General features: G+C 58.8%; 17 protein-coding genes, 1 tRNA gene and 3 pseudogenes. 10 read left to right on the forward strand and 11 right to left on the reverse strand.

The window, feature by feature from the left end; all coding sequences use genetic code 11:
- Positions 1 to 63 precede the first annotated feature (63 nt).
- The 6 genes and pseudogenes from galU (at position 64) to ETW23_RS20545 (ending at position 7,351) form a co-directional block, all read left to right on the forward strand.
- The gene (gene galU / locus ETW23_RS20520) at positions 64 to 957 is read left to right on the forward strand and encodes a UTP--glucose-1-phosphate uridylyltransferase GalU (protein WP_024092080.1); all 894 of its coding nucleotides are present in this window, start codon (positions 64 to 66) and stop codon (positions 955 to 957) included.
- Positions 958 to 1,002: 45 nt separating this feature from the next.
- Entirely contained in the window at positions 1,003 to 1,986 is a 984-nt protein-coding gene (gene galE / locus ETW23_RS20525) for a UDP-glucose 4-epimerase GalE (RefSeq protein WP_134831101.1), read from the forward strand.
- A gap of 7 nt (positions 1,987 to 1,993) precedes the next feature.
- A complete protein-coding gene (locus ETW23_RS20530; protein ID WP_134831102.1) occupies positions 1,994 to 3,034 on the forward strand; it encodes a glycosyltransferase family 2 protein in 1,041 nt (346 codons plus the stop codon).
- Between the two features lie 193 nt (positions 3,035 to 3,227).
- A pseudogene (locus tag ETW23_RS20535) lies at positions 3,228 to 4,212 on the forward strand (glycosyltransferase family 2 protein).
- A pseudogene (locus ETW23_RS20540) lies at positions 4,209 to 5,908 on the forward strand (beta-1,6-N-acetylglucosaminyltransferase). The pseudogenes ETW23_RS20535 and ETW23_RS20540 overlap by 4 nt, the downstream one beginning before the upstream one ends.
- A gap of 6 nt (positions 5,909 to 5,914) precedes the next feature.
- A complete protein-coding gene (locus ETW23_RS20545; protein ID WP_134831103.1) occupies positions 5,915 to 7,351 on the forward strand; it encodes a sulfotransferase family 2 domain-containing protein in 1,437 nt (478 codons plus the stop codon).
- Positions 7,352 to 7,581: 230 nt separating this feature from the next.
- Here the strand turns inward: ETW23_RS20545 and ETW23_RS20550 are convergent, their stop codons facing one another.
- From ETW23_RS20550 to ETW23_RS20595, 9 genes and pseudogenes are all read right to left on the reverse strand, one after another.
- Positions 7,582 to 8,046 carry a PTS sugar transporter subunit IIA gene (locus tag ETW23_RS20550; protein WP_129372596.1) on the reverse strand — a complete coding sequence of 155 codons (465 nt, stop codon included), beginning with the start codon at positions 8,044 to 8,046 and terminating at the stop codon, positions 7,582 to 7,584.
- A gap of 56 nt (positions 8,047 to 8,102) precedes the next feature.
- A complete protein-coding gene (gene raiA / locus ETW23_RS20555) occupies positions 8,103 to 8,663 on the reverse strand; it encodes a ribosome-associated translation inhibitor RaiA (RefSeq protein ID WP_129372595.1) in 561 nt (186 codons plus the stop codon).
- Positions 8,664 to 8,933: 270 nt separating this feature from the next.
- Positions 8,934 to 9,692, reverse strand: a complete 759-nt coding sequence (lptB, locus tag ETW23_RS20560; RefSeq protein ID WP_129372594.1) for an LPS export ABC transporter ATP-binding protein — start codon at positions 9,690 to 9,692, stop codon at positions 8,934 to 8,936.
- Positions 9,692 to 10,204 carry a lipopolysaccharide transport periplasmic protein LptA gene (lptA, locus tag ETW23_RS20565; protein ID WP_129372593.1) on the reverse strand — a complete coding sequence of 171 codons (513 nt, stop codon included), beginning with the start codon at positions 10,202 to 10,204 and terminating at the stop codon, positions 9,692 to 9,694. Before lptA ends, lptB begins: the two co-directional genes overlap by 1 nt.
- A gap of 3 nt (positions 10,205 to 10,207) precedes the next feature.
- The gene (locus tag ETW23_RS20570) at positions 10,208 to 10,807 is read right to left on the reverse strand and encodes a hypothetical protein (protein ID WP_134831104.1); all 600 of its coding nucleotides are present in this window, start codon (positions 10,805 to 10,807) and stop codon (positions 10,208 to 10,210) included.
- A gap of 23 nt (positions 10,808 to 10,830) precedes the next feature.
- Complete coding sequence (locus ETW23_RS20575; protein WP_134831105.1) at positions 10,831 to 11,799, reverse strand: SIS domain-containing protein; 969 nt, start codon at positions 11,797 to 11,799, stop codon at positions 10,831 to 10,833.
- Positions 11,796 to 12,410: a ribonuclease D gene (locus ETW23_RS20580; RefSeq protein ID WP_129372590.1), complete on the reverse strand. Its 615-nt coding sequence runs from the start codon at positions 12,408 to 12,410 to the stop codon at positions 11,796 to 11,798. Before ETW23_RS20580 ends, ETW23_RS20575 begins: the two co-directional genes overlap by 4 nt.
- A gap of 489 nt (positions 12,411 to 12,899) precedes the next feature.
- A pseudogene (locus ETW23_RS26285) lies at positions 12,900 to 13,130 on the reverse strand (DDE-type integrase/transposase/recombinase); the annotation flags it as partial.
- Positions 13,131 to 13,625: 495 nt separating this feature from the next.
- Positions 13,626 to 13,712 (reverse strand) — tRNA-Leu (locus ETW23_RS20595).
- Between the two features lie 217 nt (positions 13,713 to 13,929).
- Here ETW23_RS20595 and hemN point away from each other — a divergent pair.
- Positions 13,930 to 15,285, forward strand: coding sequence for an oxygen-independent coproporphyrinogen III oxidase (gene hemN / locus ETW23_RS20600; protein ID WP_134831107.1), 1,356 nt, complete (start codon positions 13,930 to 13,932; stop codon positions 15,283 to 15,285).
- 326 nt (positions 15,286 to 15,611) lie between these two features.
- Here hemN and ETW23_RS20605 read toward each other — a convergent pair whose 3' ends face one another.
- The gene (locus ETW23_RS20605; RefSeq protein ID WP_134831108.1) at positions 15,612 to 16,403 is read right to left on the reverse strand and encodes an SUMF1/EgtB/PvdO family nonheme iron enzyme; all 792 of its coding nucleotides are present in this window, start codon (positions 16,401 to 16,403) and stop codon (positions 15,612 to 15,614) included.
- Between the two features lie 77 nt (positions 16,404 to 16,480).
- Positions 16,481 to 17,605 carry a copper-containing nitrite reductase gene (gene nirK / locus ETW23_RS20610; RefSeq protein WP_129372706.1) on the reverse strand — a complete coding sequence of 375 codons (1,125 nt, stop codon included), beginning with the start codon at positions 17,603 to 17,605 and terminating at the stop codon, positions 16,481 to 16,483.
- Positions 17,606 to 17,910: 305 nt separating this feature from the next.
- On the opposite strand from nirK, the gene ETW23_RS20615 reads away from it, so the two are divergent.
- From ETW23_RS20615 to flgK, 3 genes are all read left to right on the forward strand, one after another.
- Positions 17,911 to 18,747, forward strand: a complete 837-nt coding sequence (locus tag ETW23_RS20615; protein WP_134831109.1) for a flagellar motor protein MotB — start codon at positions 17,911 to 17,913, stop codon at positions 18,745 to 18,747.
- Between the two features lie 124 nt (positions 18,748 to 18,871).
- Complete coding sequence (locus ETW23_RS20620; RefSeq protein ID WP_129372708.1) at positions 18,872 to 20,179, forward strand: flagellar hook protein FlgE; 1,308 nt, start codon at positions 18,872 to 18,874, stop codon at positions 20,177 to 20,179.
- Between the two features lie 46 nt (positions 20,180 to 20,225).
- The gene (flgK, locus tag ETW23_RS20625; protein ID WP_134831110.1) at positions 20,226 to 21,674 is read left to right on the forward strand and encodes a flagellar hook-associated protein FlgK; all 1,449 of its coding nucleotides are present in this window, start codon (positions 20,226 to 20,228) and stop codon (positions 21,672 to 21,674) included.

Raw genomic sequence — 21,674 nt, forward strand, 5'->3', positions numbered from 1 at the left:
TATCTCTCCTCACTTGCGGGGAGGGCGGTATCCGGCCTGGAATTTTAGTATTGAGAGAGCGCCATGCGTAAAAAGGTAACTAAGGCAATTTTTCCCGTTGCAGGTATGGGAACACGTTTCCTTCCCGCAACCAAATCCGTTCCGAAAGAAATCATGACACTGGTCGACCGGCCACTGGTGCAATACGCCATCGACGAGGCGCGCGCGGCCGGGATCAAGGAGTTCATCTTTGTCACGTCGCGCGGCAAAGGTGCACTGGAAGATTATTTTGACCATTCACCGGTTCTGGAGCAGGAACTGCGTAAAAAGGGCAAACAGGATCTGCTGGATTTGCTGCAAGGCACCAATATGGAATCCGGTGCCATCGCCTATATCCGCCAGCACAAGGCGCTGGGCCTGGGCCATGCGGTCTGGTGCGCCCGCCGGCTGATCGCCAATGAACCCTTTGCGGTGATCCTGCCGGATGATGTGATCGCGGCGGAAAAACCCTGCTTGCAGCAGATGGTCGAAGCCTACGAGGAAACCGGCGGCAATATGGTGGCTGCGATGGAGGTTCCGCCTGAAAAGACGTCCTCTTACGGTGTGCTTGACGTGAAGGACGACATGGGCCAGGTGGTTGCGGCCAATGGGATGGTAGAAAAGCCAAGTGCAGGCGAGGCGCCTTCAAACCTGGCTGTGATCGGCCGCTATATCCTGTCGCCTTCTGTATTGAAAAACCTCAACAAGATGAAGTCGGGTGCGGGCGGCGAGATCCAGCTGACCGATGCCATTGCCGAGGACATAGCGCAGGATGTGCCGGTTTACGGCTACCGGTTCCGCGGCCAGCGGTTTGATTGCGGTTCCAAGGCAGGCTTTTTGCAGGCCACAGTGGCCTTTGCGCTGGCGCGTGAAGAGTTGCGGGATGATCTGATGAACTACATTTCCGAAATCGCGCAGGTTGGCAAAGCCGCGCAATAACGACTCTGGCCGCCTCCCGGGGCGGCCCTGCATGGGGCAGAGACAGTGACACATATCCTGGTGACCGGCGGTGCCGGCTATATTGGTTCGCATGCTTGCAAGGCGCTGAAAGCGGCGGGTTACACCCCGGTAACCTACGACAACCTGGTGACCGGCTGGCAGAACGCGGTGAAGTTCGGCCCGTTTGAGCAGGGCGACTTGAATGACCGGGCGCGGCTGGATGAGGTCTTTGCCAAGTACCGACCGGCTGCTGTGATGCATTTTGCGGCGCTCAGCCAGGTTGGCGAAGCGATGAGCGAGCCGGGCCGCTACTGGGCCAACAACACCGGCGGGTCGCTGAACCTGATCGAGGCCGCAGTGGCTGCGGGCTGTCTGGACTTCGTGTTCTCCTCGACCTGTGCGACCTATGGCGAGCATGACAATGTGGTGCTGGACGAGAACACGCCGCAGCTGCCACTGAATGCCTATGGCGCTTCCAAGCGCGCGGTGGAGGATATCCTCAAAGATTTTGGAGCTTCGAACGGGTTGCGTTCGGTGATTTTCCGCTATTTTAACGTAGCGGGTGCTGATCCAGAGGCTGAAGTGGGCGAGTTCCACCGTCCCGAAACCCATCTGGTGCCGCTGGTGCTGGATGCTGTTGCAGGCAAGCGCGATGCGCTGACCATTTTCGGCACCGATTACGATACCCCGGACGGCACCTGCATCCGCGACTATGTTCATGTCTGCGATCTGGTGGATGCGCATGTGCTGGGCCTGAAGTGGCTGGAAGACGGCAAGGGAAGCCAGGTGTTCAACCTTGGCACCGGTTCTGGCTTTTCTGTGCGCGAAGTGATGGACAAGGCCGAGGCGGTGACCGGTCAAAAGGTGCCGTGCAACACGGGTGAGCGCCGGGCGGGAGACTGCACCAAGCTGGTGTCGGGCTCGACCCGGGCGGTCACCGATCTGGGTTGGGAGCCGCGCCGCTCAACCCTGGAGATGATGATCGCCGATGCCTGGGAGTGGCATAAGACAGGTTATTACGAGGCCTAAGTATAACATGATGCGCTCCGCTGCTGCTGACATGCCGCCCCTGGGCCTTGCTGGGGCCTACAGGATGCGGTGGAAACGGCGGCGGATGCTGTGGCGGGCATTGCGTGCCCGGCGTCAGATGAGCAAAATGGCTGACCGTACAGACCAGATCCCCGCAAACGGGGTTCTGGTCTTTATCGTTTTACGTAACGAGATCAGCCGTCTGCCTTTTTTCCTGGAGTCTTACCGGCGGCTGGGTGCCGCGCATTTCCTGGTTGTCGACAATGGCAGCGATGACGGCAGCGCCGAACTGCTGGCAGATCAGCCGGATGTCTCTGTGTGGCAGACTGCTGCCAGCTACCGGGAAGCGCGCTTTGGCCTGGACTGGCTGGGCTGGCTGCTGATCCGCTACGGCCATGGCCGCTGGTGCCTGACAGTCGATGCGGATGAGCTGTTGGTCTATTCCGGTATGGAAGAACACGGGCTGGACGACCTGACGCAAAACCTGGAACAGCAAGGGCGTCAGGGCTTTGGCGCACTGATGCTTGATCTCTACCCCAAGGGACCGCTGGGCGGGCAAAGCTATGCACCGGAACAGGATCCGTGTGAAATTCTGCAATGGTTTGATGCCGGGCCGTACCGGGCCGTTCGGCAGCAGCCGATGGGCAACCTCTGGGTACAGGGCGGCGCCCGCGAGAGAGTGTTTTTCCAAGAGCAGCCGGAACGGTCCCCGACGCTGAACAAGCTGCCGCTGATCCGCTGGAACCGCCGCTATGCCTATATGAACTCAACCCATTCGCTGCTGCCGCCGCAAATGAACGCGCTCTATAACGGGCCAGGAGGGACGGAGCCCTCAGGGATACTGCTGCATACCAAGTTCCTGCCCGAGATTGTTTCCAAGTCAGCAACAGAAAAGCAGCGGCAGCAGCACTTTCACACTCCGCTGCAGTTTGACGGCTACTACGATGGGATCTCGGGAACTCCGGATTTGTGGTATTCTGGATCGGTTCGGTACCAAGATCCGGAACAGCTGGCAGCGCTTGGGTTGATGACACCGATCAACTGGTGAATTGCCGAACGGCCACTGAACTGTTGCAGCCTGGCCGTGCGGATGCGTAACTGTTTCTAAATTCGTTGTTAATACAATACTCCCGTGACATATTGCGCGGAAACTTGAGGCAGGTCCTGTTAGGCCTGAACGGGTGAGCGCGCTCCCTGGATATTGGTTTGGAGTGAACGTGGGGCTTTGGGATTCTTACCGGATGCGGTTGCGGCGCAAGCGGCGTCTGGTCCGTGCGGTGCGCAAATCCAGTGAGCTGACCGCTGTGCAGGACAACACCAAAGCTATCCGGCCGGGGATATCCTGCTGGTCTGCACCATGCGCAACGAGCAGATCCGACTGCCCTATTTCTTGCAGTATTACCGCGGCATGGGGATCAACCATTTCCTGTTTGTCGACAATGGTTCCACCGACGGCAGTGCCGACTATCTGCGCGGCATGGGCGATGTTTCGCTGTGGCACACCACGGCGAGCTACAAGCGTTCAGGTTTCGGCATCGATTGGATGAACGGCCTGAAACGCAAATATGCGCATGGGCATTGGGTTCTGGTGGTCGATCCGGATGAGTTTTTTATCTACCCGTTTTGCGACACCCGGCCGATCCGCGCTTTGACTGACTGGTTGGACAATTCCGCGATCCGCAGTTTTTCGGCTATGCTGATTGATGTCTATCCCAAGGGCAGGATTGGCGAGGTGCCGTATCAGCCGGGGCAGAATCCTTTGGAGATTGCCCATTGGTTTGACAGCGGCAACTATACAATCAGACGCAACCCGGAATACGGCAATTTGTGGATTCAGGGCGGGCCGCGGTCGCGGGTGTTTTTTGCAGACCAGCCCCAACGGGCGCCGGCGCTGAACAAGATACCGCTCGTCAAATGGCACCGCCGCTATGCCTATGCCAGCTCTACCCACGCGCTGCTGCCGCGGGATTGAACCAGGTCTATGAGGCTGATGGCGGTGAAAAGGCCAGCGGCGCGCTGCTGCATACCAAATTCCTCGATATCTTTACCGTAAAGGCGCAGGAGGAGCTCGTCCGCGGGCAGCATTATGCCGGCTCCACCGAGTATAAGGCCTATGCAGGCAAACTGGTGGAGCAGCCGGAGCTGTGGTGCAAATGGAGCGAGAAGTACATCAACTGGCGCCAGCTTGAAATTTTGGGAATGATGTCCAAAGGAAACTGGGCATGAGCGCGGTTGGGGTTGTCATGCTTGTGCATACCGCACTGGATCGGGCTGCGCAGGTGGTGCGGCACTGGACCGCCAGCGGTTGCCCGGTGGTGCTGCATGTGGACCGCAACGTCGGGCATCAGGCGTTCACCCGTTTCAAAGATGTGCTGGCGGATGATCCGCTGGTCCGGTTTTCCGCCCGCCACCGGTGCGAATGGGGCACTTGGGGAATAGTTGCGGCGTCGCAATCGGCGTCCGAGGTGATGCTGGCGGAGTTTCCGTTAGTGCGCCATGTCTATCTGGCCTCCGGGTCGTGCCTGCCGCTCCGGCCTGTGCAGGAGCTGATCGATTACCTGGCTGCCCGCCCGCGCACCGATTTCATCGAAAGCGCCACCACTGCGGATGTGCCGTGGATTGTCGGCGGGCTCAGCCACGAGCGGTTCACCCTGCGGTTCCCGTTTTCCTGGAAGAAACACCGCTATCTGTTCGACCGCTACGTGGATTTGCAGCGCAAGTTGCGCATCAGGCGCCGGATTCCCCCGGGCTGGTACCGCATATGGGGAGCCAGTGGTGGTGCCTGACCCGGCAAACCCTGTCGGCGATCCTGGAGGATCCTGAACGTCCGGTTTATGATAACTATTTCCGCAAGGTCTGGATTCCGGATGAGAGCTATTTCCAGACTTTGGTGCGGCAGTATTCCAGCAATATCGAAAGCCGCTCGCTGACGCTGTCGAAATTCGATTTCCAGGGTAAGCCGCATATCTTCTACGACGATCATTTGCAGCTTCTGCGCCGGTCAGACTGCTTTGTTGCCCGCAAGATCTGGCCACATGCAGAACGTCTGTATCAGGCGTTTCTGACCGACCCTGCCGGCGCGATGAAGCGGACCGAACCGAACCCGGGTAAAATCGACCGGATTTTTGCCAAGGCGGTAGAGCGGCGCACCCGCGGCAGACCCGGTTTATACATGCAAAGCCGGTTTCCCGGCCAAGGCTCGGAGAATGGCATCACTTCCAGCCCCTATTCAGTGTTTCAGGGCTTTACCGAACTGTTCGACGATTTTGAAACCTGGCTGGCTCGAACCACTGGGGCGCGTGTTCATGGGCATATATTTGCACCGGATGGGGCGGCGTTTTCCGAAGGGCAGAGATTGGTCAATGGGTGCCTCAACGGCCATGCCAGGGTCCGTGACTACAACCCAGAGAGCTTTCTCACCAGCCTGATTTGGAACACCCGCGGCGAACGGCAGTGTTTTCAGTTCGGGCCAGGGGACAACCAGGCAGTGAACTGGCTGCTGGCACGGGATGCAAATGTGCAAATTTCTGTCATCAGCGGTGCCTGGGCAGTGCCGCTGTTCAAATCCAACCGCAACTTCACAGAACTCCGGCAGGAAGCGGCAAAGCTGCAGCAGACCGAGGCTGAGCAATTGCAGATCCTGCGCTCGCAATGGACCAAGGCACGGGTCCGGATCTGGAGCATGGCGGAGTTCGTAGAGGCGCCAATGGAACCATTGCAGACGATCATTGACGAAATCGGTCCTCTTGCGGCGCGCCATCTGAGCGAGGCTCCCAAGATGACGGACCTTGAGGGCTTTGGACAGTTTTTGCAGAACCTGAAAAACCAGGGCATGCACCCCTACTTGATGGGGGATTTCCCGGTTGAGCAAAGCCCTGTCAGCCTCTCCAAGCCGCAACGCAAACCCTATCTGGTACGATAAATTCTGATGTCTGATTCCTCCTTCGACTATTTTGTTGTCTTTGCTGAAATGCGGACGGGCTCCAATTTTCTGGAGACCAATCTGAATGCTTTTGACGGGCTTGCCTGCCACGGCGAAGCCTTCAATCCGCATTTCATCGGCTATCCGAACAAGAGCGATATTCTGGGGGTGACTCAGGCTATGCGGGAGGCGGATCCAGCCCGGCTGATCCAGCAGATCAAGGCTGACCCAAGCGCGCTGGGCGGTTGCCGCTATTTCCATGACCATGATCCGCGGGTGCTGGACCTGATGCTGGAGGATCCGCGCTGTGCCAAGATCATCCTGACCCGCAACCCGCTGGACAGTTATGTGTCCTGGAAGATTGCCAAGGCAACCGGGCAGTGGAAGCTGACCGATGTAAAGCGCCGCAAGGACGCCAAAGCGCGGTTTGATGCAGCGGAATTTTCCGCCCATGTAGAAGCGTTGCAAGATTTCCAGGTCACGCTGCTGAACCGGCTGCAGTCGCTGGGTCAGACGGCGTTCTATGTGGCCTATGAGGATCTGCAAAGCGTTGAGGTGATGAACGGGCTGGCACGCTGGCTGGGAATGTCCCAGCGGCTTGAGGCGCTGGATGAGAGCCTCAAGCGGCAGAACCCGGCGCCGGTTCTGGCTAAGGTGGCAAACCCTGACGCAATGCAAGAGGCGCTGTCGGGCATGGACCGCTTCAACTTGACCCGCACCCCGAATTTCGAGCCGCGCCGCGGCCCGGCGGTGCCTGGGTATGTGGCGGGGGTGGTGACGCCGCTGTTATACTTGCCGCTCAAGGGCGGGCCGGAGCGCGAAGTCGTGCAATGGATGGCCGGGCTGGATCAGGTGGCGCCAGACGGGTTGATCCAGGGCATGAACCAGAAACAGCTGCGCCAGTGGAAACGCGGCAATAAGGGGTTCCGCAGCTTTACCGTGCTGCGCCACCCTGCGGCGCGGGCCCATGCGGTGTTCTGCCACCGGATCCTGAATGCCGGCGAGGGCAGCTTCCGGGCCATCCGCAATACGTTGCGGCGGCAGTTCGGGCTGGTTTTGCCGGAGGAAGGGCCGGACGACGGGTATACCCGAGCGCAGCACCGGGACGCTTTTGCCGGTTTTCTGAGTTTTGTCCGGGCCAATCTGTCCGGGCAGACGTCGATCCGGGCGGACGCGGAATGGGTCAGCCAAAGCCAGGTGCTGGCCGGGTTTGCTGAACTCGGGCCTCCGGATTTTCTGATCCGCGAGACGGAGATGAGTGAGGATCTGCCTGCACTGGCTCGCAGGCAGGGTCGGATGGAGCCGGGACCGGTGCCGGCCGCTGCGCCGCAGGTGCCCTTTGCATTGGATGATATTTACGACGCGGATCTGGAGGCGCTGATTGCATCCGTTTACCAGCGCGACTATCTGGCGTTTGGCTTTGGTCCCTGGCGCGCAGGCTGATACGGCAGCATGAATGCAGGCGCGATGTTACCGTGTCCGCCGCAGATTTGGCTGAGGTAAACCTCCGGGGCGGTCTTGGGCCTTGCCGGACTGAAAAAGCTCCGCCGGATGGCGGCTGATGACGGACGAGAGAGCTTGCGGGAAAGACGCGGCGCAATAGCAATTCCTGGCCGCAAGCGAGTGCGTAGAAAAACCGGGAAATTCAGATACGGGCAGACGTAGCCCGGGGATCAGGCCGCTTGGACGGACTGATCTTCTGTCAGGATGGTATAAAGCGTTGCCGGGTCGTGGTTGGCGCGCAGTTTGGTGCAGAAGCTTTGTTCGCGCAGGGTGCGTGACACCAGCGCCAGCGCTTTCAGATGCTCGACGCCGGCATCTTCCGGAGCAAACAGGGCAAAGGCAATATCCACTGGCTGGCGGTCCACCGCTCCGAAGTCCAGCGGCTTCTCCAGGATCAGGAAGATGCCGCGGACTTCGCTTACAGTGTCCAGCCTGGCATGCGGCAGGGCGACGCCATGGCCAACCCCGGTAGGGCCTAGGCTTTCGCGGTCCAGCAAAGCCTCGACCGTCGCCTGGGCGTCCAGCCCGTATGCAAATTGAGCAATGTCTGCAATTTCCTGGAACAAGCGCTTCTTGCTTGAGGCCGCACCGATCACCCGGACGGCCTCTGGCTTGAGGATGCTGGAAATCTGCATATGTCTGCTCCGTTCCGGCGCCCCGTTGTGGAGGGGCGCCGATGCCTTAGATGTGATTACGGATCGATCCAGCCGATGTTGCCGTCTTCGCGGCGGTAGACCACATTCAACCCGTCTTTGCCTTCTTTGCGGAAGACTAGAACCGGTGCACCTGCAATTTCCATCTGCATTACCGCTTCCCCGACAGACAGGGACGGTATGCGAGTCTCCATTTCGGCGACGATGATCGGCTGCAGCGAGTCCGGTTCGGTTGTTTCCGCTTCCTCAGAGGCGAGGATATACGAATTGGCGCCCAAATGTTCAACCGGTTCGCTGCGATCCTTGTGGTGGTCTTTCAGGCGGCGCTTGTAACGGCGCAGCTGTTTTTCCATTTTTTCGCAGCAAGAGTCGAATGCGGCGTAGATTTCGGTTTCGTGCGCCTTGGCCTGAGCGCTCAGCCCGGTCGACAGATGGACGGTGGCTTCACACACATATTCATGCGCCGAACGGGAAAAGACCACTGTCGCGTCGGTTGGCCGTTCTGCATATTTCTGAACGGCCGAACCCAGCTCGTTCTGCACATGGGTTTGCAGAGCTTCGCCGATGTCGATCTGTTTACCGCTTATTTTGTAACGCATGTGATCTCCTTTACGAATTATTGCGGCCCAAACCCGCCGCCAAGGCAATCCTTGGCGCTGTCACGTCAGGTCCGGAACCGGGGGGCAGGCCAGGCATCCGGTTGCATCCGTCCGGGCCTTGTCGCCAAGGCTGCTAAGCGGATTGCATCGGTCTGCGCGTATGCCATGGGTCAATTCGACGGCAAGACAGCGGGAGAGTCAATGGATAACCCGGAAAAAGAAACACGGGTTTCAGGCATATTCCCGGTTGTCCGGCTTTGACCGCGGAAGTCAGGAAATGCGGAAGTTGTCGCCGAGGTAAACCCGGCGGACGTTTTCGTTTTCAACCACTTCCTCGGGGCTGCCGGACATCAGCACCTGGCCGTCATGCAGGATATAGGCCCGGTCCACGATCTCCAGGGTCTCGCGCACGTTGTGGTCGGTGATCAGCACGCCGATACCGCGTTTCTTGAGGTCGGAAACCAAGTGGCGGATATCGCCGACCGAGATCGGGTCAACGCCGGCAAAGGGTTCGTCAAGCAGCAGGTATTTCGGATCTGCGGCAAGGCAGCGGGCAATCTCAACCCGGCGCCGTTCACCGCCTGACAGCGCCAACGCGGGTGCGCGGCGCAGGTGTTCGATCGAGAAATCGGACAGCAGTTCTTCCAGCCGCTCGCGGCGTTTGTGTTCGTGTTTCTGCGAGATATCCAGAACGGCAGAGATGTTGTCCTCCACCGACAGGCCGCGGAAGATCGACATTTCCTGTGGCAGATAGCCGATGCCAAGGCGAGCGCGCCGGTACATCGGCAGGCCGGTCACGTTCTGGCCGTCGATGCTGACGGTGCCCGCTTCGGGGAAAACCAGACCTGCAATGGCGTAGAAACTGGTGGTTTTGCCAGACCCGTTGGGACCCAGCAGGGCCACCACCTCGCCGCGGTTCAGCGACATTGACACGTCGCGGATCACCACCCGTTTGCGGTAGGATTTGCGCAGTTTTTCAATGCGCAGCCCGGAAGAGCCTTCGGTGACGGTCAGACCAGGTTTCGCCATCAGTTGCTGCCGCCATTCGGGTTCAGGATAGTCTTTACCCGGCCGGCCATTTTGGCAGTGCCGGAAGTCAGGTTCACCTCAAGCCGGTTGGAAGCCAGGGTACCGCTTTTCTGGTTCAGGAGCACATTGCCGGTCATCACGATAGTGCCTTGGTCAATGGTGTATTCGGCGCGCTGTGCCTCGGCGGCGTCCGGACCGCTGACCAGTACCACATTGCCGGTGGCTTCCAGCCGTTCAATGCCCGCTTGGGCGTCTGTTTCGTCTGCGGTTTTGTAGATCACCAGAACCTTGTCTGCAGACAGCCGCATGATGCCCTGAATAATGAGCACATTGCCGGTAAACTCTGCCGAGCCGTTTGCCTGGTTGACCGCAAGGTTGTCGGCGGTGACTTCAACCGGTTGGCTGGGGTCGGACTTGACCGCGCCAAAGGCAACGGAGGCCGTCTGCGCCGCCACGAGGCTGGGAAATACCGCGAGCGGCAGGCAAAAAATCAATGCGCGCAAATAGGACACAGGTTATCTTTCCGGTTTCTGGGGTTCATATAGCAGCTTCACCCCGTTTTTGAACAGCATATGGACCGGTCCGCCCTCGGTTTTCACTCCGATCCACATATTACCGGCGGTCAGCTCGCCGATCGGGCCAGTCGCACGGACTGCGCCGGGACTGTCGGCTTCAAGCCCGCTAAGCGCTGTGTTCAGTTCTTCGGTCTCGACAATCAGCCCGTCTGCGGAGGTGATAATCACATTACCGGAAAAGCGCGCCATGTCCCGGCCAGGGTGTATCGCACCGCTTTCCGATTTAAGCGTGATCCTGCCGCCCTCAGCCAGATCGAATTCAGCGGAAAGATCGCTGGCAACTGCGGGCGTGCCGTCACCGCCGGGACGGGCGAGCGCAGCAGTGACCATAATTTCATCGCCCTGTGCGGTGGTGCCGGAAAAGTAAGGTGCAGTGACTTGCTGGCCTTTCATCCGGTCTTCGATTTCCTTTTGAGCAAAGGGGATCACCGCGTCGGTGTTCACCCCGCGGGAGATCAGGAACATTGTGGACATCAGAACCAATGCGGCCAGCGGCAGCAGTACCTTAAGATAGGCAACGGCTCTGGAGTAGCTGTCCATGCTTTTTCTCCTCCGGGCTTGCGTCAGCCCAGGCCTGCGCGCAGGCAATCGTGGATGTGCAACAAGCCCTCGGCCTTGCCGCCATTGTCCGGATCAACCACGAACAGGCAGGTGATTTTGCGCTGGTTCATCACGGCGACAGCCTCCTGGGCCATTGCGCCGGGGGCGATTGAGGCGGGGCTTGCGGTCATGACTTCGGCGGAAGATTTGTCCAGCAGGCCGTCCATGTGGCGGCGCAAATCGCCGTCTGTTATGATTCCGGTCAAGGATCCGTCTGCGGCAACCACACCTGCCACTCCAAATCCCTTCTGGCTGATTTCGATCAGCGCTTCTGACATCGGCGTGTTCTCAGTGACAAGCGGCAGGGCATCGCCAGCGTGCATCAGGTCGCGCACCTTGCTGAGCTGCGCCCCCAGTTTGCCGCCAGGGTGGAAGTCGCGGAAGTTCTCCGGGCGGAAATCCCGGTATTTCATCAGTGCTATCGCCAGCGCATCGCCCATTGCCAGTGTCAGCGTGGTGGAAATTGAAGGCACCATGCCAAATCCGCAGGCCTCGCCCAGCGAGGGGATTTGCAGGTGCACATCCGCTTGCTTCATCAGGGCGCTGTCCATCTTGCTCGACAGCCCAATGAGGGGAATGCCGAAACGGCGGGTGAAAACCAGCAGATTGGCCAACTCCGGCGCCTCGCCTGAGTTGGAGATCGCCAGCACCACATCGCCTTCGGAGAGCATTCCCAGATCACCATGGCTGGCCTCGGCGGGGTGCACGAAATAGGCCGGCGTGCCGGTCGAGGCCAGGGTGGCGGCGATCTTGTGGCCGATATGGCCGGATTTACCGATGCCGCTGACGATGATGCGGCCCTTGGCCTGCAGGATCAGCTGCACCGCTTCGGCAAAGCGTTCGTCCAGGCTGTCGGCGAGGGTGTCCAGCGCCCTGGCTTCATCGGTGATCACCTGCCGTGCGGTGACGAGGAGTTTTTCTGTATCAGTCATGAGTGCGCAAAGATGTCGATTTCGGGCCAGCCGGCCAGATCCAGCTTGGCACGCATGGGGAGGAAGTCAAAGCAGGCCTGCGCCATTCCGGTTCGGCCCTCGCGGGCCAGGCGCTTGTCCAGCGCCTTGCGCAGCTTGTGCAGGTGGAGCACGTCGGAGGCGGCATACTCAAGCTGTGCTTCGGTCAGTTCCTCTGCGCCCCAGTCGCTCATCTGCTGCTGTTTGGATATGTCGATGGCCAAGAGTTCCTGGGTCAGGTTCTTCAACCCGTGCCGGTCGGTGTACGTGCGGACCAGGCGGCTGGCGATCTTGGTGCAATAGACAGGGGCCGCGAGGGCGCCGAATGCGTGGTGCATGGCGGCAATATCGAAGCGGCCGAAGTGGAACAGTTTCAGCACATTTGCATCTTCCAGCATCCGGCACAGGTTGGGCGCCTCGGTCTGGCCCTTTTCGACCTGCACGATATGGGCATTGCCGTCGCCGCCGGACATTTGAATCACGCAAAGCCGGTCACGATGCGGGTTCAACCCCATTGTCTCGCAGTCAATTGCGACGACGGAACCGAGATCCAGCCCGTCGGGCAGGTCGTTCTTGTAAAGGTGGTTGGCCACTGGTGTTCCCCTGTGTTCAAATCGCCCCGAAGGGTGCCGTACTGGGGAAATAGGTGGTTTGCCGTGCAAACTCAACGGTCGCTGTCATTCGGGAGCGGAGGCTGACTGGACCGCAAATGCCGAGACAAGGCAGCCAGCCGCCGCAGATGGCGCGCGAGGGTCAGAAAAGGAAGCCTCCATTATGCAGGTCGCTGTACTGCACATCGATTGACAGAATGGAATTGCCGCCACCGGTCTGGATGACCACGGCGTCGCCGGTTCGGGTTGCCGCCACACGGGCTTTGCAGATCGAACTCAACGAAGGGGCCGGAAAAGATCAATTCGCTCGCTGTTACCGTCGGCGCCTTTAACGGTATCCTTGCCGCCTTTGGTTACAATGACATTATCAGATGTTGCCCTTGTTTTTGGGCCAGATTTCAGCCTGGTTAAGCTAAATAATTGGTTTCACGTCAGGCGGCAGCATTCAGGTTCTGAGGCGGCGTATCTTAGGCCGCGCCCATCCACCTGGATCTTCACCTTAGCGGCCCTCAGCACGCTGGTGAAATCTGAGTTGGGGAACCAGTAACCCTGATCAGAGTTGAATATCCCGGGCGGGCAGCGCCGGGCCAGTGCTTCCTTCAAGGCCTCGATGCAGAACCCGGCGTTCATCGTACCGGATAACCGCCAGATCAGTACTTTGCGGCTGTGCCATCCCATTGCCGCGGCCGGGTAAAGGCCTCCGCCGGCATCGGACAGTTTGTTGTCCCGTATGCCGATGTCGCGACCGGTGGTAATGTTGCTGACGTCCAGAGTATCGCCGCCGCCCTTGTCGCAGATTGCGAAAGCGATAGGCAGAGCGGCGATATCTGGGTTTGCCCCATTGGTTCAGCTGTCAAATAGGCCACCCAAATCACCATCGAGATTTGAGCCTGTTCCCAATGTGGTATTGCTGGCGGTGGCGCTGTTGCTGCCTGGTGCGTCCTAAAGCTCCTGCATTGCAATAGTGTTCACCCTCATTGCTGAGATGACATAGGCCTTACGGGCATCATCTGTCGTGCTTTCGTCGTCAAATGTAATTTGTGCCGAACCTATTGTTTCTGAAATTTGATGTCCGAAACTGCTTAAAAAAATGTGTCCGATAGTGTTGCTCGGAAAACACTATCAAGCCCGGCGGTTGGTGCGGCGGCCTGATATCGTAAAACTCCGAGAGTTTTAGATGTTTATGATTTTGGGGAATGGTGCCCAGGAGAGGACTCGAACCTCCACGTCCTTACGAACACTAGCACCTGAAGCTAGCGCGTCTACCAATTCCGCCACCTGGGCAGGTGTCGTGAGACCGGCGTATAAGGCGGTTTTCCAGGGGCGTCAAACGGAAAATGCACGTGGACGCCGGATTTCTGAAGGAATCACAGATAAATGTTTTTTACGTTTTAAATCAGCATGTTGAAGAAACGACTCCGGCGCCGCAACAGACGTCAAAACAACGTCTGATTTGATCCTGCGCAAAGTGGAGGCGATTGAAAAGGGGCATACCAAAGTCATGAAACAGATTGACCGCCTCCAAGCCCTTGGGCTGTTCGACAGCCGGGTGCCCCGCTACACATCCTACCCAACCGCGCCGGTGTTTACTGCAGCCGTCGGCGCCGCGGATCAGGCCCGCGAATTGCAGGCGCTGGATCCGGATGTGCCGGTTTCCGTTTATTTGCATATACCGTTTTGCGAGCGTCTGTGCTGGTTTTGCGCCTGCCGCACACAAGGTACTCAGACGCTGAGCCCGGTGGAAAGCTACATTGGCACGCTGGAGCAAGAGCTGAAACAGGTGGCGCCTTTGCTGCCAAAAGGGTTGCGGATGGGGCGGATGCATTGGGGCGGCGGAACGCCGACCATTCTGCCGCCCGTTTTGATCCACCGGCTGGCGCAAGCGGTGAAGGCAGTGTTTCCGCAAACCGAAGACTGGGAGTTCTCAGTGGAGATCGACCCCACAATGGTCGACCGCGACAAAATAGCAGCGCTGGCGGCAGAGGGCATGAACCGCGCCAGCATCGGCATTCAGGATTTTGATCCGCTGGTGCAGCAGGCAATTGGCCGCGAACAGCCGTTTGACGTGACCAAGGCCTGTGTCGAGGATCTGCGCGCGGCGGGGATCACCTCGTTGAACGCTGATCTGGTCTATGGCCTGCCGCATCAGACCCAGGCACGGATGGCGGACACGGTGGAAAAAGTGCTGAGTCTGACTCCCGACCGGCTGGCGTTATTTGGGTATGCGCATGTGCCTTGGGTTGCAAAGCGGCAGAAGCTGATCAAGGAGGAGACGCTGCCGGACGATCTGGCGCGGTACCATCTGGCCGGCCTGGCAGCTGAAAAATTCACCGCGGCGGGTTTTGCCGCCATTGGCATCGACCATTTTGCCAAACCCGGCGACGGGCTGGAGGCAGCAGCCCGCACCGGGCATCTGCGCCGCAATTTTCAAGGTTACACCGATGACACCTGCCCGACGCTGATTGGATTCGGCGCATCGTCGATTTCCCGTTTTGCCGGCGGCTATATCCAGAACGCAGCTGCCACGCCTGCTTATGTGCAAAGGGTCGAGGCAGGGCATTTGACTGGCGCCCGTGGCCATGTGATGAGCGATGAAGACTTGCTCCGCGGCCGTGCTATCGAGATGCTGATGTGCGAGTTCCGGCTGAACCGGGCAGAGCTGAAGCAGCGTTTCGGAAGCCTTGCAGCGATGCTGGATGCGGATCTGGCACAGATCGCGGCGCGGTTCGGCGATCTGGTGCACTTGGATGATGCGGCACTGACGATCCTGCCCCAAGGCCGGCCGCTGACCCGGATCATCGCAAGCTGCTTTGATGCGCATGTGCCTGAAGGGGTGCGCTACAGCCGGGCCTCTTGATCCAAAAGCCGGGCGCTCCCGCCTGTTCCGGGGCCTCTTTCCAGAGGCCCCTCACAGTTGGGCGTGGCGCTGTGCTGAGGCACAGCGCGGCCTTCCCTATCAATGCAATTCGATTGCCGGCACCGGGGCTATGCGCGGCGCCTGGGCGCGGGTTCAATTTAGGCGGGAATTGAACATCAAAACAGGAAAATCCGTTCAAAGCAGATTGGTCCTTGAACGGTTTCGCAACAGAAGGCGCAGCGCAGCTGCCGGGCCCAAGGCTATCAAGGTGCTCCGGTGCATCCGGAGCACCTGCGGGCGCGGGAGACCTCCCTTCTGCTCAGCAGTCAGCCGTCCTTGACCAGCCGGAACCCCAGGTAATCTGGTGGCAATCCGACCGCGCAGCCGCCCACACTGGCGTCGCGTATGAAGTCGATCACTACGGCCCGGTGCCGGCCGCCGGTAATGCGTGCGCTGCAATATGGATCGCCATATGCGAGGCTGCCATCTTTGCGCAACTCGCCGTTCTGCATGCAGCCGGCAGTCCATTCCCAGATGTTGCCGCCCAGACCGCTGAGGCCGTGGCTGTTGGTTCCGGGTTCGGTTTTGGGATCCTGCGCCGGTCCTGGCAGGCCGCGCAGTGTCACCCCGCGGGCGTATTGGCGCAGCCAGCGCTGGGCCGGGTCGGTGCTATCCGTCTCAACCGAAGCGTCGCCAAAGATTTCAGCTGCAGCCAGTTGCCATTCCGCCTCATCCGGCAACCGCCACGGCTGGCCGGTCTTCTTTGAATACCATTGCGCGTAGGCGGTGGCGTCATGCCAGCTGACGTGTGTTTGCGGCCGGCTGCCATCTGCCGGGTTTGCATCTGCCCGCTTGCAGCCGCCGTCCGCCACGCAGGCGGCATATTCAGCATGGGAGACCTGATGTTTCATGATCTCGAATGCTGCCACTTGCCGCATCTGTTCCGGCGGCACCACGCTTTTGCCACCTTGGTGAAAATTGCCGATCGGCCGGTAACGGATTGTGGCAGCGGCAATGACGGCGGTTTCGGCCTGCGTCGCCGGTTCCGGGGCGTATAGCCAAAGACCGGGAATGCTGATCGCGGCGGCCAGCGCAGCAGTGATGAGTTCGAATTTCATGGGTATGCTCCCAAGAAAACAAAAAATGGGCGGCCGCGTAAGGCAGCCGCCCTTGAGAGGTCACACCAGTCCCAAGCTTAGGAGCCGGAGTATTCGGTCGGGGCGACCACCTGTTCCATCAGGTCGTTATTCCATTCGCCTTCGACCACCACGTGCGCGGTTGCGCCAAGGTTCACCGCCTCGATCAAGTTGTGGTTCACATAGGCGTAGACGCCCGGTTGCAGGAATTCATAGAGCGCAGCCCCGGCGGAGCCGCCGCGGATGAACCAGGTTTCCAGGTCGCGGTCCGGTACGTTGTTGAACTTGCCGGCCTCCCAGACCAGGTCGCCGTGGCCGCCGATCAGGTGCGGGCGGCTGTCGCGGTTGGCTTGGCTGTGGATGAACAGCACTTTCTCGCCCTGTTTGGCCTTCAGCGCGGTTTCACCGGTCAGTGCACCAACTGCGCCGTTGAACACCACGTGGCTGGGGATAAGCCCGTTCATGACTTCAAGGGTATCAGGGTAGCTTTCGCCTACATCCTCGTACCGCAGGTAGTCGCCATTTTCGTCCTTCGGAATGTAGAACTCGTTTTCGCCAATATAGTAGACGCGGTCGTATCTGACTGGATCGCCATTGTGGTCTGAAAGCCCGTTTCGCGGCAGAACCATGATTGAGCCGGCCATGCCTGCCACGACGTGCCATGGGATCATCGGACCGCCCGGCGCACAGTGATAGACAAAGGTGCCGGGGCGGGTGGCCTTAAAGCGCAGAACGGTCTTCTCACCCGGGTTGACCAGGGTGAGCGCGCCGCCGCCCAAGGCGCCGGTGGCCGCATGGAAGTCGATATTATGCTGCAGCATGTTTTCCGGCGGGTTGATCAGGGTAAGCTCTACATAGTCGCCTTCATGGACAACCATCAGCGGCCCCGGAATGGAGCCATTGAAGGTCATGCCTTGCAGATAGGCGCCCTGATCGACTTCAATCTCCTTCTCGACGATCTTCATCTCGAATTCGACAATGCGCGGCGCACCCGGAGCAACCTGCTCGTGCTCATGCACGAAGGGCGGGGCAACCAGTTCGCGCTTGATGCGCTGCAGGCTGGACAGGTCCGCCGGTGCAGCGGCCTCGTGGACAGTGGTGCCTTCAGCCTTGGCGGCTTTGGCGAGTACGGGCAGCGCTGCTACACCGGCTGCTCCCATCAATGCGGCTCTGCGGGTCAGCATAGTGTTCTCCTTTTTGTGTCTCATGTGCCGTGTTGAGGAGACTCTAGCGCTGGGCGCGCTTGGACTGGTTGCTCTTGATCAACCTTTGATAAGATTGTTCGATGCCAAGATAAGTGGATTTTAAGATGCAGCAATTCCTGCCGGGGCTTTGCCATAGTGTTGCGGGCAACTTCCGCAAATGAACCGCTTGGCCTGGGCGGAAATTGCCGTGCGGAGGCACAGAACTGCCGGCAAGTTTAATTGTTAAGCCCAGTTTAACGCGCCGCCTGTTATCCCGGGGATGGGTGAAAATAGTGGTGGTGGATATGAGCGCACAAAGCAATGTGGCGCCCATTATCATCAAGAAGAAAAAATCAGGTGGTGGCGATGGCCATCACGGTGGCGCGTGGAAAGTGGCTTATGCCGACTTCGTGACCGCGATGATGGCCTTCTTTATGCTGATGTGGCTGCTGAACGCGACGACGGAAAAACAACGCAAGGGTCTGGCGGATTACTTCTCGCCGTCAATTCCGCTAAGCCGGGTCTCCGGCGGCGGCAATGGTGCGTTTCAGGGTGACAGCATGTTCACCGAGGAAATTCAGCCGCAATCGGGCACCGGGGCAACGGACATTAACCCGATGGATGCCCAGCAGGCGCAGGGGGATACCGGAGTCGAGACCGACGAGAAGCGTGAGGAAGAAGACTCCAAGTTCCGCGCTATCGAAGAACAATTGTCTGGACGTGGCGGCGAGAGCATGGTGACGGTTGCGATGGCCCGCCACATTGTGACCCGGGTCACTGACGAAGGGCTGATCATCGAACTTTTTGCCACAGATGACATGCCGCTGTTCAAAGAGGATGCGGCTGAGCCTACGCCGTTGTTCCGCGATCTGGTCAGGATGATTGCCCGGGTGTCGGAAAATGTTACCAGCAATGTAGCCATCGGTGGCCACATCCGGTCCCATCCGGTTGTGCTGGCAAAGAATCCGGTTTGGGAGCTGTCCCATGACAGAGCCGACAAAACACGGACGCTGCTCGAATCAGGCGGACTGGCAGCAGGCCGGATTCACCGGGTGACCGGCCATGCCGACCGCAAGCTGGCGGTCGGAAACCCGATGGCAGCCCGTAATGACCGGATCGAAATCATCCTTTTACGCGAATAAGCCACTGAAAACATTGCGACAGGCGGCTAGCAGATAAGTCATATTTTATCTGTTAGCCGCCCGTTAATCGCTCCTGCGCTAGCTGTTGCATCCAGAATGATTAGATGCAGCAGAAAGGCGCGCTATGACCATTTCTTCGTCGCTGAACGCGGGTGTTTCAGGATTGAGCGCCAACGCCAGCCGGTTGGCTTCCATTTCCGATAACATCGCCAATTCCTCGACCCGCGGGTACAAACGGGTTGAAACTGATTTCCATTCCATGGTCCTGTCGAATTCAGGAGGCACCTATTCGGCTGGTGGTGTCCGCACCACCAATGTCCGCCTGATTGATGAGCGCGGCCCGCTGGTATCGACCAACAATGCCACTGATCTCGCCGTGCGCGGAAGAGGCATGCTGCCTGTGGCCTCGATTACTGAAGTGGAGGCTGGCGGCGACCCGTTAATGATGCTGACCACGACCGGGTCTTTCCGTACAGATTCCAATGGATACTTGACGACAGAATCGGGCCTGGTGCTGATGGGCTGGCCGGCGCTGGCTGATGGTACAGTGCCGGATGCGGCACGCGATACATCTGATGCGTTGGAACCGATCCATGTCGACCTGAACCGGCTATCTGCGGAACCAACAACAGAAATCAGCCTGACTGCCAACCTGCCCGCAGATGAGACAGATGTTGGAGCGTCTGGCGATCCCGTAGAACAGGTTGTTTTGTATTATGACAACATGGGCAACGCCGAAGAACTAACCATTACCTACACGCCCAATGTTGCGACACTGCCGGCAACGTCTGGCACCAATGAATGGACGATGGAGATTGTTGATTCGGCAACAGGGGCGGCCAATATCGGGGAATACACGCTGACTTTCGATGACAGCAGTACCACGGGCGGTTCTCTTGCGAGCGTGGCAACTGTTACCGGCGGTGCATACGATGGCGCCGCAGGGTCAGTGACAATTAACGTTGCGGGCGGGCCGGTCGAAATTAACATTGGCACCATCGGCGGCAACACCGGTATGAGCCAGCTCGGTGATGAATTCGTTCCAGGCACCACTGAAAAAGACGGCAATCCCGTTGGTTCCTTTGTCTCGGTTGAGATCAACGAGAGCGGTGAAGTCATAGCAGAATATGACTCTGGCGATACCAAGGTGATCTACAAGGTTCCTTTGGCAGATGTTTCCAACGTCAACGGTATGCGGGCATTGGATTCGCAAACTTACATGCCGACTGATGAGTCCGGGGATTTCTATCTTTGGGATGCCGGTGACGGGCCGACGGGTGAAATTCTGGGTTATGCCCAGGAAGAATCCGCTGTGGATGTGGCGACCGAACTGACGGATATGATCCAGACCCAGCGCGCCTATTCGTCCAACGCCAAGGTCATCCAGACGGTTGACGAAATGCTGCAGGAAACCACCAACATCAAGCGCTAATGCGCTTGATGCCCCCTGACATTGGCTTCACGAAAGCAGGCTGAACATGTCTATTTACTCCGCCCTGAACAGCGCGATGAGCGGGTTGACCGCGGCCAGCCGGTCCTCGCAAGTGGTTTCGGAAAACCTGGCCAACGCTTTGACACCTGGTTACTCGCGCCGGGTGTTGGATCTGAACAGCCCTGGAGCGGGTGTTCCCGGCGTCCGGGTCGGGCATGTTCAGCGCATCAACGACCCGGTTCTGATCACTAACCGCAGAGTTGCTGAGGCAGACTACGGCGCGTCCAGGATCCAGTCTGATTTCTACGGCCGAATGTCCGACCTGGTTGGCACAGTTGATGACGAAATGTCACTGGCTTCGCACCTATCGGATTTCGAGTCTTCAATTATTGAGGCAGTCTCTCGCCCGGATTCACAGCCCAGGCTGAATGATTTGGCTGTGAAGGCGAATTCGCTGGCCGACTCGATTTCCCGCACGGCTGAAGGGTTGCGGGATCTGAGGATCAACGCGGACAATGCGATCGGCTCTCAGGTTGAAACCGTGAACCAGGCGCTGAAGGAAATCGAAAAACTGAATGCCCGTATTATGGTCGTCGAAGCCGGTGGCATGGATGCAGTGGCGATGCATGACCAGCGGGATCAACTGGTTGATCAGGTTAACGAAATCATTCCAGTCAATGTTGTCCGACGCGGTAATGGCCAATTGACGCTCTACTCAACCGGCGGGGTTATGTTGTTGGATGGCAAAGCGTCGGAGCTGAGCTTTACTCCGTCGCGGGATATCCTTCCGCACATGACACTGGGCAATGCATTGATTTCCGGCCTTGAGGTCAACGGCAAGGTGATTGACACCAGCCCGGACGGGCCACTTCGGGGTGGCATGCTTACAGCCCAGTTCGAAATCCGGGATGTAACAGCTGTGGAAGCGCAAGAGGATCTTGACACAATGGCCGCTGATCTGATCGAGCGGTTTCAGGATCCTGCACTGGATGCCACCATTGGCGTCGCCGACGCCGGCATCTTCACGGATGATGGCGGTTTCCATGACCCGGCAAACTTCGTCGGTATCTCTAACCGCATTGAATTGAATGATCTGGTGGCTTTGGACGGCACCGGAGAAACATGGCGGTTCCGCGACGGCCTATATGCAGCGGGTCAAGGTGATCCAGGTGATTCCAGCTTGCTGCAGGCTTACTCCGACACGTTGAACACCACCCGGACGGTATCTTCTGTCGGGCTAGGCACAGCGAACATGACAGCCTCGACGCTGAGTGCAAACCTGTTGTCGCGGTTCGCCCAGGACAATGAAACAGCGTCACGCGCATCGACCTTTGCGGCGGCCAGTTTCAACGAATTGAGCCAAGCGGAACTGGGGCTTGGCGTTGATACGGATGCTGAATTGCAGAACCTGTTGCTGGTGGAAAAGTACTACCAGGCCAATGCCCGGGTGATCAGCGTTGTCGACGAACTTATGGATACACTATTGAGGATCTGA

Source organism: Leisingera sp. NJS201, from assembly GCF_004535885.1.
GTDB lineage: Bacteria > Pseudomonadota > Alphaproteobacteria > Rhodobacterales > Rhodobacteraceae > Leisingera.